Origin of the sequence: Marinomonas sp. TI.3.20 (genome assembly GCF_038155025.1) — a bacterium.
Classification (GTDB): Bacteria; Pseudomonadota; Gammaproteobacteria; order Pseudomonadales; family Marinomonadaceae; genus Marinomonas; species Marinomonas flavescens.
The window spans coordinates 1-255 of the sequence record NZ_JBAKAS010000132.1 but is presented as its reverse complement, the minus strand read 5'-3'; the positions used below and the strand labels follow the sequence as shown (position 1 = coordinate 255).

Here is a 255-nt window from a genome sequence, read left to right as displayed (position 1 = left end):
CGCTTTTCCGTCGTACAGCATGCCGTCTAGCTGGTCTTTTGTAACATCAGAGCCAGTGGCCGTATCCAGCACCTTGCCGTCAGCAGTAATTGTCTTGCCATCAGCTGTAGTCAGCTTTCCTGAAAGTGCCGCTTGTTTACCATCTTTTGTGACGAAGCCTTTGTCTTTATCGTAAAAAACAGATTCCCCATTTTCATCTAAAACAGGTGACCCATCCGCATAGCGAAGTTGCCCGTTTTTATCAACGTAGGTCGC

At 47.5% G+C, this 255-nt stretch carries 1 protein-coding gene; it reads right to left on the bottom strand.

The window, feature by feature from the left end:
- Nucleotides 1–255, bottom strand: a 255-nt coding sequence (locus V6259_RS19880; RefSeq protein WP_341586000.1) for a hypothetical protein, incomplete at both ends; no start/stop codon positions are given.